The 14,989-nt window shown below is 67.4% G+C and carries 16 protein-coding genes and 1 pseudogene; 9 read left to right on the top strand and 8 right to left on the bottom strand.

Translation table 11 applies throughout. The annotated features are described in order from the left end of the window. The first annotated feature begins 87 nt into the window (after nucleotides 1–87). The 3 genes from LG334_RS08665 to LG334_RS08655 all read left to right on the top strand — a co-directional run bounded on the left by LG334_RS08665 (nucleotide 88) and on the right by LG334_RS08655 (nucleotide 1,807). Nucleotides 88–525, top strand: coding sequence for a hypothetical protein (locus tag LG334_RS08665; protein WP_404385186.1), 438 nt, complete (start codon nucleotides 88–90; stop codon nucleotides 523–525). Between the two features lie 159 nt (nucleotides 526–684). Then, nucleotides 685–1,239, top strand: a complete 555-nt coding sequence (locus tag LG334_RS08660) for a cytochrome P460 family protein (RefSeq protein ID WP_404385184.1) — start codon at nucleotides 685–687, stop codon at nucleotides 1,237–1,239. Between the two features lie 91 nt (nucleotides 1,240–1,330). Next, nucleotides 1,331–1,807 (top strand): DUF302 domain-containing protein, encoded by a 477-nt coding sequence (locus LG334_RS08655; protein ID WP_404385182.1) that lies wholly within the window; start codon nucleotides 1,331–1,333, stop codon nucleotides 1,805–1,807. Between the two features lie 7 nt (nucleotides 1,808–1,814). On the opposite strand, the gene LG334_RS08650 is transcribed toward LG334_RS08655, so the two are convergent. Further along, nucleotides 1,815–2,198 carry a hypothetical protein gene (locus LG334_RS08650; protein WP_404385180.1) on the bottom strand — a complete coding sequence of 128 codons (384 nt, stop codon included), beginning with the start codon at nucleotides 2,196–2,198 and terminating at the stop codon, nucleotides 1,815–1,817. Between the two features lie 29 nt (nucleotides 2,199–2,227). Beyond that, nucleotides 2,228–2,464: a DUF3126 family protein gene (locus LG334_RS08645; protein ID WP_404385178.1), complete on the bottom strand. Its 237-nt coding sequence runs from the start codon at nucleotides 2,462–2,464 to the stop codon at nucleotides 2,228–2,230. A gap of 571 nt (nucleotides 2,465–3,035) precedes the next feature. On the opposite strand from LG334_RS08645, the gene LG334_RS08640 reads away from it, so the two are divergent. After that, on the top strand, nucleotides 3,036–3,308 hold the full coding sequence (locus tag LG334_RS08640; RefSeq protein WP_404385176.1) for a hypothetical protein: 273 nt from the start codon (nucleotides 3,036–3,038) through the stop codon (nucleotides 3,306–3,308). Between the two features lie 295 nt (nucleotides 3,309–3,603). Here LG334_RS08640 and LG334_RS08635 read toward each other — a convergent pair whose 3' ends face one another. Both LG334_RS08635 and LG334_RS08630 read right to left on the bottom strand, forming a co-directional pair. Beyond that, nucleotides 3,604–3,810 carry a hypothetical protein gene (locus LG334_RS08635; protein ID WP_404385174.1) on the bottom strand — a complete coding sequence of 69 codons (207 nt, stop codon included), beginning with the start codon at nucleotides 3,808–3,810 and terminating at the stop codon, nucleotides 3,604–3,606. Nucleotides 3,811–3,882: 72 nt separating this feature from the next. Next, nucleotides 3,883–4,611: a hypothetical protein gene (locus LG334_RS08630; protein ID WP_404385172.1), complete on the bottom strand. Its 729-nt coding sequence runs from the start codon at nucleotides 4,609–4,611 to the stop codon at nucleotides 3,883–3,885. Nucleotides 4,612–5,385: 774 nt separating this feature from the next. Between LG334_RS08630 and LG334_RS08625 the strand changes: the two are divergent. Next, a pseudogene (locus tag LG334_RS08625) lies at nucleotides 5,386–5,637 on the top strand (transposase); the annotation flags it as partial. Nucleotides 5,638–5,913: 276 nt separating this feature from the next. Next, on the top strand, nucleotides 5,914–6,483 hold the full coding sequence (gmhA, locus tag LG334_RS08620; protein ID WP_404385170.1) for a D-sedoheptulose 7-phosphate isomerase: 570 nt from the start codon (nucleotides 5,914–5,916) through the stop codon (nucleotides 6,481–6,483). A 9-nt stretch (nucleotides 6,484–6,492) separates the two neighbouring features. Here gmhA and LG334_RS08615 read toward each other — a convergent pair whose 3' ends face one another. Then, a complete protein-coding gene (locus LG334_RS08615; RefSeq protein ID WP_404385168.1) occupies nucleotides 6,493–7,116 on the bottom strand; it encodes a class I SAM-dependent DNA methyltransferase in 624 nt (207 codons plus the stop codon). 251 nt (nucleotides 7,117–7,367) lie between these two features. Between LG334_RS08615 and gmd the strand changes: the two genes are divergently transcribed. Genes gmd through rfbA form a run of 3 tightly spaced genes read left to right on the top strand, consistent with a single transcriptional unit; the run spans nucleotide 7,368 to nucleotide 10,473 of the window. Then, a complete protein-coding gene (gmd, locus tag LG334_RS08610) occupies nucleotides 7,368–8,531 on the top strand; it encodes a GDP-mannose 4,6-dehydratase (protein WP_404385166.1) in 1,164 nt (387 codons plus the stop codon). Beyond that, the gene (gene rfbB, locus LG334_RS08605) at nucleotides 8,528–9,604 is read left to right on the top strand and encodes a dTDP-glucose 4,6-dehydratase (protein ID WP_404385164.1); all 1,077 of its coding nucleotides are present in this window, start codon (nucleotides 8,528–8,530) and stop codon (nucleotides 9,602–9,604) included. The genes gmd and rfbB overlap by 4 nt, the downstream gene beginning before the upstream one ends. Further along, a complete protein-coding gene (rfbA, locus tag LG334_RS08600) occupies nucleotides 9,601–10,473 on the top strand; it encodes a glucose-1-phosphate thymidylyltransferase RfbA (protein ID WP_404385162.1) in 873 nt (290 codons plus the stop codon). The genes rfbB and rfbA overlap by 4 nt, the downstream gene beginning before the upstream one ends. On the opposite strand, the gene LG334_RS08595 is transcribed toward rfbA, so the two are convergent. From LG334_RS08595 to LG334_RS08585, 3 genes are all read right to left on the bottom strand, one after another. Further along, complete coding sequence (locus LG334_RS08595) at nucleotides 10,470–11,852, bottom strand: hypothetical protein (RefSeq protein WP_404385160.1); 1,383 nt, start codon at nucleotides 11,850–11,852, stop codon at nucleotides 10,470–10,472. The genes rfbA and LG334_RS08595 overlap by 4 nt on opposite strands. Nucleotides 11,853–11,970: 118 nt before the next feature. Further along, a complete protein-coding gene (gene pgmG, locus LG334_RS08590; RefSeq protein ID WP_404385158.1) occupies nucleotides 11,971–13,419 on the bottom strand; it encodes a phosphoglucomutase/phosphomannomutase PgmG in 1,449 nt (482 codons plus the stop codon). A 71-nt stretch (nucleotides 13,420–13,490) separates the two neighbouring features. Further along, nucleotides 13,491–14,939, bottom strand: a complete 1,449-nt coding sequence (locus LG334_RS08585) for a mannose-1-phosphate guanylyltransferase/mannose-6-phosphate isomerase (RefSeq protein WP_404385156.1) — start codon at nucleotides 14,937–14,939, stop codon at nucleotides 13,491–13,493. Between the last annotated feature and the right edge of the window lie 50 nt (nucleotides 14,940–14,989).

The following is a 14,989-nucleotide window of genomic DNA, read 5'->3' as shown; positions in this document are numbered from 1 at the left end:
AGTTTTCACAACCCCGTGAGCAGCCGAAAAACCCCTCGCTTCCTCCTTTCGACCGGCTTTGGACGCCGACCAACCAGGAGAACGATCATGACCTTCACCAAGACCATCGCGACCGTCGCCGCCACCGCCGCCATCGCGCTTGGCGCCGCCGTCGCCGGCACCGCCCCCGCCGCCGCCAGCGACGTGCAGACCATCGTCAGCAACACCTGGAAGCCGGGCTTCCACTACGACGGCGACGGCAGCTACATCCGCCACGTCCAGACCGAGCGCGGCGACGCCCTCCGCAACGTCACCCGCATCGAGACGCGGGACACCTGGGCGGTCGGGTTCCGGAGCAACGGCGAAGGCCAGTTCGAACGCATCGTCACCGAGACCCAGCAGCCGCACCGCGGCGACACCAGCATCGCCTCCCGCGACACTTGGGCGCCCGGCTACACCCTGGACGACATGACCGACTACACCCGCATCGTTCCCAACGGCGGCGATGCCTCCCAGACCGCCACCCTGCCGGGCGAGGCACAGTAACCCTGCCGCTCGGCCCCTCGACGGCTCCCGCAAGACCCCCGGCGGGAGCCGTCTTTTTTCTCACGCGACCGTGATTTCGGACCGAGCGGTCCGGCGCGCTACCCTTACCAGGACAGGCGGCACACAAGACCGTCCCTTCCCGAACAGACGGAGGCAACCATGGTCCATCCCCTGAAAACCATTGCCGGCGCGGCATTGGCTATCGTGCTCGGCACCGCTGCGGCCACCGCGCAGGACGACGCCCCCTTCGGCGACCAGGCCAGCCAGGACTATGCCGCCACCCTGTGGCAGCAACTGACCGACATGCGCCTGGCCGGAGAGAACGCCATCGACGCCGTGCCCTATCGCGGCGTGGAGCCTCACGGTTTCATGCTGGAGACCTTCTTCACCACCATGACCGTCGACGGCCACACCGGCATGGTGGCGGTCAAGCGCAACTACGGCCCGGAAGGCGTTGAGAAGGAGGCCGTGCAGGGCAACCGCGCCGAACACCTGGGCGCGGTGACCGTCATGTTCCAGCGCGAGGACGGGTACGACCCCGACACCATGAACTGGTTCTGGGCCAAGTACCTGCCCGACGGCTCCCTGGACAGCAACCCGGACGGCATGAAGCTGGCGGGCCGCGTCGCCAAGGGCGCGGACCAGGGCTGCATCGCCTGCCATCAGGCGGCACCCGGCGGCGATTACCTATACGTCACCGACACCATGCGCTGAAGCTTCCCCCACATCCCCACCCCCGCCCCCGCCGCGTGCGGGGGCGGTCGTGCGTTGATGGTGGGGACAACCGTTCGATGAAGGAGGCTCCATGACCCGTTTCGCCGCCGCCACGGCCGCTGCCATCCTGGCCGTCGCCACCGCCGCCGCACCCCCGGCCGCCGCCCAGCCCACCGCCGAGGGGCTGGTGGTCAAGAAGTCCGCCCACTCCGTCGCCGACACCCTGGACCGCTTGGCCGAGACGCTGGAGGAAAACGGCCTGACCGTCTTCACCCGCATCGACCACGCCGAGAACGCCAAGGGCGCGGACCTGGAACTGGCGCCGACGCAGGTGCTGATCTTCGGCAATCCCAAGCTGGGCACGCCGCTCATGCAGGAAAGCCGCACCACGGCCATCGACCTGCCGCAGAAGGCCCTGGCGTGGGAGGACGAGGACGGCGCGGTCTGGATCGCCTACAACCACCCCGCCTGGCTGTCGGAGCGTCATGGCCTGGAGGCGCGCGAGGAGGTGCTGCAAAAAATCGGCACGGCGCTGGACGGCTTCGTGACCCACGCCGCGACCGAATAAGTCCGGCTCAGTTCACCTTGGCACCCGGCGGCGGCGGCAGGATGACGCGGTAGTCCTCGCCGTCGCCGGTGAGTTCCGCGTGCACGGTCATGTTCGCCACCGCCTCCATGGAGGTGTCGATGGTCCACCGCACCTGCGCCTCGCCGGCGGTGTTTCCCGCGGCGACCACCTCGGGCAGGATCTGCTTTTGCATCAGCCCGGCGACGCCCGCCAGCGCCCGGCCGGCCACGCGCAGGCGGCCGGCGGGCACGGTGAAGGCGTAGCCCTCGGCCTCGATGGCGCTGGCGATGCGCGCAAGCTCGTCCATCATCTCCGCCACCTGCGGCGTCACCCGGTCGGTGGTGCGGGCGACGAAGCGCAGCTGGGCGATATAGAAGCCGTAGTCAGCCATGGGAGCCACTTCCCGTTGCGCAAACGGCTTCAGAGGCCCTTGGCGTCCGACGGGTCCGGCGGCAGGTCGAGGTCCAGGATGGACATGTGCAGATCGTAGGAGACCTCGCCCTCGTCCTCGTCGCGATGCAGGACGCCGATGAACTCGTCGGCGCAGTAAACCTCCACCGGCTGTCCCTGCTTCTTGGGCGGCTTCACCACGATGCGGGGGTTGGCGAAGGTGATGCGGAGATACTCCTGAACCCTGGCGATCTCGGAACGGGTCACGGCGGCCTCTCCTCCTCTGGTCAGGCAATGAAAAAGCCCTGCAAGCATATCATGGCGGCAGGGCTTTGGCGTTTTGGTCACGGTGGGAGGATGGATTAAGGATTTTTGGGTTGAGCGTCAAGGCGCAATCCCCGGCGCGTCCTCGGGGTCACCCTCAAGCGACCTCTGCAGGTCCGCCCTTGGATCGCGCGTGCTCCTCCAGAGCGCGCCTTGGCCACGCCCGGGTGATACGCCGATTTGCTCACGGTCACCGTCAGGGTCCCACAAGGACGCCGGAGCGTCCACCTAAGGCTGCCTCACAATCACCTCAAGGCCCCACTAGGGTCGCATCCCGATCACAACCGGGTCGCCTTGATGTATCCCTCGGATGGCCTTCGGGTCTTCTTCAGGTTTCTCGCCTGAAAGCGGCTTCTTTTCAGGCACTTGACCGTTTTCTTGTTTCATTAGGATAGCACGACCTTCCTTTCAAAACGCACGGCCCACTTTGGCAGCCGGTGGGCGCGTTCTGACGGTTCCAGGCTTGGAGGCGACGCATCGAAAACCGAGGTGCCTCTGCCAACCCGCCCCCTGAGTGTTCGCCAGCGAGGTGGCGAGTTCCCATCCGGACGCGCCGCTCCAGTTCCTCGAAGAGGGTGACCGGCTTGAAACCGGCGCCCGCCGGCATCGGCAGGCCGCCCGTCTCCCACACATCCTCCAGCAGATCACCGCGGGTGCGCCAGGAGCGATGATCGCGTTTCTGGGCAGGAAGGCGCGGGTTCCTGTCGACCCGCCGGGTCTGCCGCTCACTGATCTGGGCTTTGCGGCCGCCATTCGCAGCGTGCATTATTCTCGGTGCTTCGTGTAGGGTTTCGCCCGATGGTCCGTGAACCGGGCTCCGACACCGGCGGCCTTTTCTTGGTCGTCAAGAACCGCCATCGCTTCGCAATACCGCCCTCGGCGCGGTCGAGGAAGCCGGCACGACCTCGGCACAGGTGCGCCCGCCCTATGGCCAGCCAGCGGCCATCGTACTGTCAGCAGAGCCATCCTATTCTCGTTGGGCAGATCCCGATGGCCAAGCAGGGCGCCTGCGTGCGCGCCGGCCCCTGGCTTTCCAGAAGCAGCCGCGCGCACGTTTTAACCGGTCTTGTCAACGAAGCGGCTCAGCCGCTCTGGTCGCGTTTCCTTCGCTTTTTCTCTTCCTTCCGCTGCTTTTTGGGAAGGTCGCGAAGGTGATCGCGCCAAAGGTATTCCTCCAGGGCCAACTCGACGAGCCCGGTGAGGGTCATGCGCCGCCGTATCGCCGCACCCTTGACCCGCCAATACAAGTCGGCGTCGACACGCACGTTGAGGGGATGCTTTTCGGTCATACTAAGCTCCAAGAAAAAGGGCCCGCCGCACCCAAGGGGCGCGGCGGGTGCCACAATAAGTTGATGCTGCTATTAGATCTGCTGTGCGAGGCCGGCTGGAACTCGCCGGCGATGTTCGAGTTGCTGCACCGCGTTTCGCAGATTGCTGCAGGAGACCTGATGCTCTGCCGCGTCAAGACATCCGCTGTACAGTTCATGGTGAAGGAACAGCGCTGCGACGGTGATGGCCTTGCTGAGGTAGATCCCGGTGAAACTGGCGTTGATGCTCACCGGCGACACGATGGTCGCCGTCTTCAGCCCTGCGGCCGTGCCGTCCGGCAGTTGCAGCACGGCGCCGATCGCCTCAAGATGCGGTGCTTCCTCGCCGTATACGGCCGACAAGGCCCGCCGAAGGTCGATGTGCGGCGGCTGGCCTGTGGTCGCGGCCACGAGCGGCGCCGGCCCCGCCAAGCGGTAGGTCAGCGCCCGGGCGCGCAGCATCGCGAGTTCGAGCCGAAGCCCGTCGAAGGTGACGATCGTGGCCTCAGGATAAGCCGCCACAGCGTCAAAGAACGTCTGCAGCATTCTCTTTTCGCCGCCGGTGTTGCGCTGCAGCACCCGAGCGTCGCGGAGATCCCAGATGTTGCTCTTTGGCGCCCTTTCCAGAAGGACGTAGGCGATCACATCCGTCCAATGGCTGAACGGGTTCTCGTTAGCGTCGGCGTGCGGTTCGATCGCTCGGGGCGAGGCCCCCGGTCGGTCAGGAAGAGCGGCGGGATCACTGTCGCCGCCGATCCAAAGCACGAAAGCGTGTTCTGTCATTGATGGTTTCCCTTACGTGGGTGTGGAGGCGCAGGGCCGAAGGGCCATCTGCGCCGCTCTTGCCCAGAAGAATTTTCATTCTCTTCCAAGCTCACCAAAACGAGGGATGCATCCCCTGCCCGCCGCTGGCGCTGAACAGTTAAACCACGCCGATCGTGGCGCACCGCAGGGCGTGGCCTGCGGGAAGCGCCGAGGTCTACCATTGACGACGGCATGCCGGCGTAGTGCGGCCGGCAGCTCGATGACCGTGCGCTTTTGCCCAACAACCTTTTGGTGTTTCCGACCGGCAGCGCTCAAGCCGTATCTTGCCCGGCGTTCCCTTCAGGCGTAACGACAGAACCTCGACGACGCAGCGCTGGTCTTCCGCCACGACATCCACCGCAACGCGGACACAGGTCCAGGCGCCTCGGGCGCCAGTTGGCGCCCAGGCCGGAAGTGCCACGCCGAACCTCCGAAAGCCGCGGAATCCTTGGGGCTTGAAGCTTGTGCGGACGACGGAAGACGGGAGGAAATATGAATTGAATACGAGGAGAAATATGAACGGAATATGAGGACGGCGCAGCGTGAGCATCGAGGTCATCTCGAGGCGATCTCGAGATGACCTTGAAGCGCGTGCAAAACGCTTTCAAGAGGACTTCGAAGCCCACACGAAGCGGCTACGAGAGGATCACGATGGTGTCCCAAGGCGGACGCACGACGCCCTCGGGATGATCTTGGTACGGCTTCGAGCTCGTCTCGAAGTCGATCTTGAAGTCATTCGTGCACCATCACTGTGGGGTCATGCGCATCTGTCGAGGCAATGGAGCCGTCGGCAGCTTCTTCAAGGGCGTGGTGCGGAAGGCGAAGCCGACGCGACTGAAGGTCGGCCGCCACCACCTCAAGCACATCCAGGACCTGTCCAACAAGGAAGTGGTCGAGCGGTGGCCTTACTGGCAGCCCTTGTGCGGCACCGAGCTCGCTCAGCGCAATCCGCCCATCGACGCCTGCACGATGACGCGCTGGCGCAAACGCATCCGGCCGAGGGGATGAAGGAACCCCTGAGCGCCATGTAGTGCGCCCAGTTCGTGAGACATCGCGCTGCGCTTAATCAGAACCTGCAGAAGCAACCGGCCGGCTTTGAAAGCACCTCAAAAGGCCCCCCTGTCGCCGCCAGATCCTGAATGGCGGAGGGGTGCTCGAACCCCCAAGACGCCCATGCGGTTTCAGCCCGGGACGCTTGGACGGGGCTGTTGATTTCGGTGGACGCCCGCACCAGCGTGGTCCTATCTTCCGCTCTGCCGACGCACGAACCGGAGATCACCGTTGAGCGACGCTCGCCGCATTGCCGCCGCCTTCCAGGAGGCCGCCGACAACTTCGTCAAACTGCAGGAGCAGGCCCCGGTGGTCGCCGAGGCCGCGGCCATGCTGATCGAGAGCCTGAAGGCCGGCGGCAAGGTCATGTTCTGCGGCAACGGCGGCTCGGCCGCCGACAGCCAGCACCTGTCCGCCGAACTGATGGGTCGCTACATGCGCGACCGCCCCGCCCTGCCTGCACTGGCCCTCAGCGTCGACACCTCCGCCCTGACCGCGATCGGCAACGATTACGGCTACGAGCATGTCTTCGCCCGCCAGGTCGAAGGCATCGGCCGGGCCGGCGACGTGCTGGTGGGGCTCAGCACCAGCGGCAACAGCGCCAATGTGTTGGCCGCGCTGGAGGTGGCACGCGGCAAGGGCATCCGCACCATCGGCCTGACGGGCGCCGGCGGCGGCCGCATGGCCGAGGCCTGCGACCTGTGCATCAAGGTGCCGGCCACGCGCACCAACAGAATCCAGGAAATGCACATCGCCGTCGGCCACCTGCTGTGCGGCATGGTGGAAGACGCCCTGTTCTAAGGCGCAGCGTCAGGCCACCCGCAGCGTGGTGAGGCGGCAGCCGATGCCCTGGTCGGTCAGGTAGTCCGCCTTGCGGTTTTCCAGCATCTTCGCCGTACCGTCGCGGACGATGGCGGCAAAGGCGTCCTCGAACCTGTAATCCTCGTAGACGCCTTCGTTGATGGTCAGGCAGACAATGCCCCCCGGTCGCGTCACGCGCAGAAGCTCCGGCAGGCCCTCCGTGCCCACATGGCCGTGGGTAAACGTCCCCACCGAGATCACGCCGGCATAAGCGTCCGTCGCGAGCGCCGTCAGCGGCTTGGTCATGTCCGCTTCCATCAGGTCGCGATAGACACCCTTGGCCCGCGCCTCGCCCAGCATCTCCGGCGAGATGTCCAGACCGTCCACCAAGGGGAATCCGCGGCCCGCCAGTTCCACGCCCACCAGGCCGGTGCCGCATCCGGCGTCCAGCACCGGGGATGCTCCGGCTTCGGCGAAGCGGGCAAAGGTTTCCGCCGCCACGCGCGGCGCCACGTAACCGAAACGGCCGACCACATCGTCCTCATACCCCTTCGCCCAGTCACGGTAGGCGTCGACGCAGTCGTCGGGCGACTGGACCGAATAGACCTTGCTCAGGGTGGGATCGATGCTCATGCATTTTTCTCCAAGGCTGCTTGCGAATGAGGCGACAAGCCTAGCCTCTCTGCCTTTGGAAACCAACCTCTGCCCCGCCGCGACTGGCCCGAGAGCCGGGAAGTTGGCGGCCCCGCCCCCGAAGTCCGCCCACCACACCATGCGAGGGCTGGGCCTTCTTCCATCGTGACGGCGCATGAGCCCTTGCAAGCTTCGCACGCACAGGTAGTCTTGGCGCCCTCGCCTGTCGTATCGCTTTACGGAGGTCCAGCTTGGGCAAGGTCGCCCTCATCACCGGCGTCACCGGCCAGGACGGCTCTTACCTGTCGGAGCTTCTGCTGGCGAAGGGCTACACGGTCCACGGCCTGAAGCGCCGGTCGTCGATGTTCAACACCGCGCGCGTCGACCACCTGTACGTGGACCCGCACGAAGGGGACCCGCGCTTCTTCCTCCACCATGGCGACATGACGGACGCCACCGGACTGATCCGGCTGATCCAGGAGGTGCGCCCCGACGAGATCTACAACCTCGCCGCCCAAAGCCACGTCCACGTCAGCTTCGAGGCGCCGGAGTACACGGCGGATACTGACGGGCTCGGCACCCTTCGGCTGATGGAGGCCCTGCGCATCCTGGGCCTGGAGGGGACGACGCGCGTGGTGCAGGCGTCCACCTCGGAACTCTACGGCGCGGCGGCGGAAAGCCCGCAGACCGAAACCACGCCCTTCCGGCCGCGCAGCCCTTATGCCGCGGCCAAGCTGTATGCCTACTGGATCACCGTGAACTACCGCGAGGCCTATGGCCTGCACGCCTCCAACGCGATCATGTTCAATCGCGAAAGCCCCCGGCGCGGGGAGACCTTCGTTACCCGCAAGATCACCCGCGCCGTCGCCGCCATCGAAACGGGCCGGCAGGAAACCCTGTGGCTCGGCAACCTGAACGCCGAACGCGACTGGTGCCACGCCCGCGATACCGTGGATGCCCTGTGGCGGATGCTCCAGCAGGACGAAGCGGGCGACTACGTCGTCGCCACCGGGCGGACGGCGACCGCCCGCCATTTCGTGGACCTGGCCTTCGCCGAGGTGGGGCGGGAGATCGAGTGGACGGGCGACGGTCTTGCGGAACGCGGCCTGGATGCCCGTACGGGCCAGGTTCTGGTCGCCATCGATCCGCGCTACGTGCGCCCGACCGAGGTGGCGGCCCTGTGCGGCGATGCCTCCCTCGCCCGTCGCCGCCTGGGATGGCGTCCGCGAACCGGCCTCGCCGAGCTGGTGCGGGAGATGGTGGCGGCCGATCTGGCCGCGGCCAGCACCCCCTCCGGACACCGGCCTGAGCGGCGCGGGGACTCGCGGAGCGGTTGCCGGAGCCGATCCGGCTGCCGTAATGTGACGGAACAACCCCATTCGCCGCCTCCGTCCACCACGGACCCAGCAGCATGAAGATACTCGTCACCGGCGGGGCCGGTTTCATCGGATCGACGGTGGTCCGCCGGCTGCTCTCAGCGGGGCACAGGGTGGTCGTGGCCGACCTGCTGACCTACGCCGGCAGCCGCGCAAATCTGGAGGCGGTGGCCGATGACCCCGGACTCGCCTTTGAGGCCGCCGACATATGCGACGCCCGCGCCATTGGCGACATCTTCCAGCGCCACCGGCCCGAGGCGGTGCTCCACCTGGCGGCCGAATCCCATGTCGACCGCTCCATCGACGGACCGGCGTCCTTCATCCGCACCAACGTGGACGGCACAGGCGTTCTGCTGGAGGCGGCCCGCGCCCATTGGCGGGCGCTGACCGCCCCGGCGCGGGACGCCTTCCGCTTCGTCCACGTCTCCACCGACGAGGTGTTCGGCACCCTCGGCGCGCACGGGCGCTTCAGCGAGGCGTCCCCCTACCGCCCAAACTCGCCCTATGCCGCCTCCAAGGCGGCGGCCGACCATCTGGTCCGGGCCTGGCACGCCACCTACGATCTGCCGACAATGGTGGTGAGCGCCTCCAATACCTACGGTCCGCGCCAGTTTCCCGAAAAGCTGATTCCGCTGACCCTGATCCGCGCAGTGCGGGGGGAGGCGCTGCCCGTCTACGGTCGCGGCGAGAACGTGCGTGACTGGCTGCACGTCGACGATCACGCCAATGCGCTGCTCGCCGTCCTGGAGCGCGGAGCAGCCGGTCGGAGCTATTGCATCGGCGGCGGCTGCGAGCTGGCCAACATCGACGTTGTCCGCACTCTCTGCCGCCTGCTGGACGAAGCCTCGCCCCGCGCCGACGGCCTCCCGCACGAAAGCGCCATTGCCTTCGTCGCCGACCGCCCCGGCCACGATTTGCGCTACGCACTCGACAGCAGCCGCGCGGCGGCGGAATTAGGCTGGCGCCCGCGCGTGCGGTTCCACGACGGCTTGCGCGACACGGTCCGCTGGTACCTGGACAACCGGCCCTGGTGGGAGGCGATCCTGCGCGGCGGCGCCTATGGCGGGGAGCGCCTGGGCCTCGCCTCCGACGGACCGGAGGCCGGACAATGAAAGGCATCATCCTGGCCGGCGGCGCAGGCAGGCGCCTTTATCCGCTGACGCTGGTGGCAAGCAAGCAGTTGCTGCCGGTCTACGACAAGCCGATGATCCACTACCCGCTGTCGACGCTGATGCTGGCGGGCATCCGCGACATCCTGATCATAACGACCCCGCAGGACGCTCCGGCGTTCCAACGGCTTCTGGGCGACGGATCGCTCTGGGGCCTTGCGCTGTCCTACGCCGAGCAGCCGGTGCCCGAGGGCATCGCGCAGGCCTTCCTGATCGGGCGGGCCCACATCGGCGGCGATCGGGTGGCGCTTGTGCTGGGCGACAACATTTTCTACGGCGACGGCCTTAGCCGGCTCGTGCAGCAGGCCGCCGGCGGGTCCGGCGCCTGCGTGCTGGCCCACCGGGTGCGCGATCCTGGCCGCTATGGCATCGTGCGCTTCGACACGGGGAATAGACCGCTGGACATCGTGGAAAAGCCCCGGCACCCCGACAGCCCGTGGGCGGTGACCGGGCTCTATTTCTACGACTCCGATGTCGTGGAGATGGCGGCGGAGCTGCGCCCTTCGGCCCGTGGCGAACTGGAGATCACCGACATCAACAACCGCTACCTGCGGGAGGGACGGCTGTCGGTGCGGCGCATGGGGCGCGGCTTCGTGTGGCTGGACACCGGCACCCACGGCAGCCTCCATGACGCGGCGGAGTTCGTCCGCGTCATGCAGACCCGCACCGGGCAGATGGTCGGGTGCCTTGAGGAAGTCGCCTACCGCATGGGCTTCATCGGCGTCGAGACCCTGCTGCGCCTGGTCCACGGCTTGTCCGGGACCCACTATGCAGACTACCTGCTCGGCCTCGCCGCCGAGGCCGGCGATTAGCCGTCGGGCGAACGGCCAAGGTCTTCCAGAATGATGTCAAAGGCTTCCGGCGCGATCCGGTGGTCGTGCTCGGGCAGGATCACCAGCTCGTACCGGCCGCCGAGGGCGGCCGTCGCCTCGGCCACGGCCGAGGCATAACCGCGCGCGCCGATGCCCCGGAAGCAGCACGAGTCGTACTGGTTGAGGATCTGGATCTGTCGCCGCCCCTGCCCTGCCGCACCGAGCACATATAGGTCCAGGTATGAAGCGATACGGTAGATGTCCGCATGGACCTGCTCCCAGTCGCCCGGGCGGTTGGGCGGCAGGGCGAGCAGATACATCGGTAAGCTGCCCGCCACCGGATACGTCGCCCGGATGCGTCGGTCGACTGCCGCCGCCACCGTGATGCTCCAGGCCCCGCCCGAGATGCCGGTCGCTGCTATGGTCTCGTACCCGTCGGCCAGCCCCTGGTCTACGGCCGCCACCAGCGGCGCGACGAACAGCCGGATCGGCGAATACTCCGCCGTCTCAAGGAAGGAAAAGCTCTCGTGGTCGAGGCGGTTGGCGATGGAGCCGTGGCGGACGGTGTCGATGCGACCCGGTGTGGTGTTGGGCCGGCGGTTGGGCATGGACAGCGCCGTCACTGCGTGCCCCGCCCGCAGGAATTGCTCGATGGCGTGCTGCGCCTCTTCGCCGAAGATGTCCGAGACGTGGCCGTGATTGTAGAGCACCAGCGTTTCCGCCGCCTCACCCTCGGGCACCAGATGATAGGCTGTGGCCTCGTAACCGTGGTCGAGCGCCATCCTCATGCGGTCGATGCGCGCGGCCGGCAAGCCGGCGAGGTTCGGCTCCTCGACGCTGCGCTCAACAGTGTCGAAGCCCCGTCCGGCGGGCAATCCGGCATCGCCGAAGATGCGCACGATCAGGCGCTGGCGCACGGCCTCGGCGGCGGGCGCGTCGTTCACCCGGATCAGCGAGTCGGCAAAGGCGGGATCGTCGTAGGGAGCGGGCGGCACCTCATTGTAGGCGGCGGCGCCGACGGGGCTGTCCTCGCGCCGCTCCAGAATGGCGTCGCTGCGCACGGCCAGGAACACAATGGCGGCGGCGTTCAGGGCGGCCAGTGCCGGCCGCAGGAAGCCCCGCGCCGCGCCCCGCGGCACGGCGAGCGCCAGCAGCAGCACCAGCAGGTTGGCCGCCGCTGCCGCAAACGCGGCTTGGTAGGTGACACGGCGTTCGAGGGTCCAGCCCAGCAGCTTAACGGCCTTCTTGTCGCCCAGGCCGAGCGGAATGCTGTAGAGCGCGCCGAACCCGACAAGCAGGCCGAGAGCCAACAGCGCGACCGAGACGGTCAGAAGGCCCCGGTCGCGGGACTTCAGGTAACGGATTAGGAAGGAAGCCATGGCGGAACCAGCTGTGACGAGGTACGGAGGCACCGGCCAAAAAGGAGGCGCCCGGCGGCCGAACCATAGCCCGTCCTACGGCACAGACAAACGGAAATGCTGCCGCCCGGCCCGGCCCTCACCCCTCGGCGACGAGGCGTCTTATGTCCTCAGACAGCCTCAGGCCCTGGCCGTCCAGCGTGCGTGCAAGGCCCGCCACGAGCCGACCGAGCGCCGCCTTATCCTCGCCCTCGCAGCGCGCCACCAGCGCCGCCTGCGTGTTGGAGGCCCGAAGAAGCCACCAGCCATCGGGCGTCGTGACGCGCACGCCGTCGACCGTGGAGACCTGCGCCTGCGGATCAACCGTCACCGCCTCGGTCACCGCGCGCACGGCGTCGAACTTGTGTTCCTCCGGGCAGTCGATCCGGATTTCCGGCGTGGCGTGCAGGCGCGGCAGCGCGGCATGGCGCTCGGCCAGCGTCGTGCCCTCGGACCAGACACGGCCAACCAGGTCCAGCAGCCGCACCGCGGCGTAGAGGCCATCGTCGAAACCGTACCAGCCGTCGGCAAAGAAGATGTGGCCGCTCATTTCGCCGGCCAGCGGGGCACCGGTCTCCCTCATCTTTGTCTTGATGAGCGAATGCCCGGTGCGCCACATGACGGGTTCGCCGCCCAGCGCGGCTACATGGTCGAACAGGGTCTTGCTCGCCTTGACGTCGGCGATGATCGGCGCGCCCGGATGGCGGGCCAGCACCTCCTCGGCCAGCAGCATGAGGAGCTGATCGCCCCAGAGAATCGCGCCCCGCCCGTCGATGACGCCGATGCGGTCCCCGTCGCCGTCGAAGGCGATGCCCACGTCGGCGCCCTCTTCTGCGACGGCCGCGCGCAGCTGCTCCAGCGTCTCCGGCAGGGTCGGGTCGGGGTGATGGGCCGGGAAGGTGCCGTCAATCTCGGCATTGAGAAGGATGTGGCGCCCGGGAAGACGATCGGTCAACCGCGACATGATGTCGCCGGTGGCGCCGTTGCCGGCATCCCACACGACCGTCAGCGGACGGATATTGCGCCCGTGGTCGCACAGCAGGCGCTCGGTGTAGGCGTCGCGCAGATCGCGTTCCTCGACCGCGCCCGCTCCGGCGCCCTCTGCCCAGGCACCGGCAGAAGCGATCTCGCCCAGGCCGGTAATGGCGTCGCCGTAGAACGGCTTGCCGCTCTTGACCATCTTGAAGCCGTTGTGGGTCGGCGGATTATGGGAGCCCGTGACCATGACTCCGCCGTCGGTCGCAAGCTCGGCACAGGCGTAATACAGCATCGGCGTCGGCCCGCAGCCGATGCGCGTCACCGTGCAGCCCACCGCCGTCAGCCCCTCGACAAGTGCTGCTTCAAGCTCCGGCGATGACAGCCGCCCGTCGCGCCCGACCGCCACCGACCGGCCGCCGTCACGCCGGACAATCGACCCGAAGGCACAGCCGATGGCGCGCGCATCAGCGGCGCTCAGCGTCTCACCGACAATGCCCCGGATGTCATAGGCCCGCAGAATGGACGGATGAAAATGATGCGCAGGGATGGCGCCGGAGGACGTGACGGTCACAGTGGGTAAGCCTTTCTGTAGAATGAATCGCGCGGCACTGTATAGCGACACCGAACGCCGACCAAGCGGCCTCACGTCTGGCGCAGCGGCTCGATCCGGCCGTAGGCATCGGTGAACCGCACGATGTCGTCCTCGCCGCAGTAGGGGCCGGACTGCACCTCGATCAACCGCAACGGCAGCTTGCCGGGGTTGCGCAGCCGGTGGGTCTGGCCGGCGCGGATGAACACCGACTCGTTCTCGAACAGCAGGAAGGTGTCATCGTCGCGGGTGACCTCAGCCGTACCCTCGACGACGATCCAGTGTTCGCTGCGGTGATGGTGCATCTGCAGGGACAGGCTCTCGCCCTGCTTGACCATGATGTGCTTGACGTGGAACCTCGGCCCCTCGTCGATGGTCTGGAAGGTGCCCCAGGGGCGGTAGCTGCAGGTGTTCTCGGTCGCTTCCTTGCGGCCGCGGGCCTTCAGGTCGGCGACCACGTCCTTGACCCGCTGGTCGTCGCCCTTGCGCGCCACCAGGACGGCGTCGTCCTCGGCGACCACCACCAGGTCCTTGATGCCGATGGCCACCAGAAGCCGGTCTTCGCTGCGCAGGTAGCTGCCGGAACACCCCATGGCCGTTACGTCGCCAACAAGGGCGTTGCCGTCGGCATCGCTCTCGGATTCCTCGTGCAGCGACGACCACGACCCGATATCGCTCCAGCCGGCGTCCAGTTCGGCGACGACGGCATCCCTGGCGTGCTCCATAACGGCGTAGTCGATGCTGTCGCCCTTGATGGCGTTGAAGGGCTCGGGCGCAAGACGCAGGAAGTCGAGGTCCTGCTGCGCCTGCGACACGGCGGCGCGGCACAGCTCCAGCATGTCGGGACGCGTTTCGGCCAGGGCATCGAGGTAGGCGGCGACCGGGAACAGGAAGATGCCGGCGTTCCACAGGAAATTGCCGCTTTCCACGAACGCCTTGGCGCGGTCCGGGTCGGGCTTTTCCACGAAGCGGACAACGGGCGCGACGCCCGGCGCGATCGGCTCCGCCGCGCGCTCAACATAGCCGTAGCCGGTGTGCGGCCGCGTCGGCGTGACGCCAAGGCAGGCCAGCCGGTCTTCACCGGCCGCGGCGCCGCAGGCCTCGACGGTGGTGCCGAAGGCCTCGGCGTCGTGAATGGCGTGGTCCGACGGCATGACCAGCATCCGCGCCGAGGGATCCTCCTCCGCCAGCATCAGGGCGGCGACGGCGGCGGCGGGGGCCGTGTTCCGCGCCGAGGGCTCGATGACGATGGCGCGCGGGGCGATTCCCGCCTGGCGCATCTGCTCGGCGATCTGGAAGCGGTGCTCGGCGTTGGAGACGATAACCGGCGGCGCCCATGCACTGGCGCGGCGCGCGGTATCCTGCAGAAGGGTGCGGTCGCCCAGCAACCGGCGCAGCTGCTTCGGTCGGGACTCCCGGGACAGCGGCCACAGGCGCGTACCAGCCCCCCCGGACAGGATGACGGGATGGATGATGCCGGATGACGGCTGTCGAACGCTCATGGAACTCCGTGCCTCCCCTAATACAGTCCCTCAAGAATGGAAGCTGAGAG

The sequence above is a fragment of the Caenispirillum salinarum genome, assembly GCF_044803115.1.
In the GTDB taxonomy this organism is placed as follows: Bacteria; Pseudomonadota; Alphaproteobacteria; order Rhodospirillales; family Rhodospirillaceae; genus Caenispirillum; species Caenispirillum salinarum_A.
The sequence above is the reverse complement of the archived record's forward strand: the minus strand, read 5'-3'. Positions and strand labels throughout refer to the sequence as shown.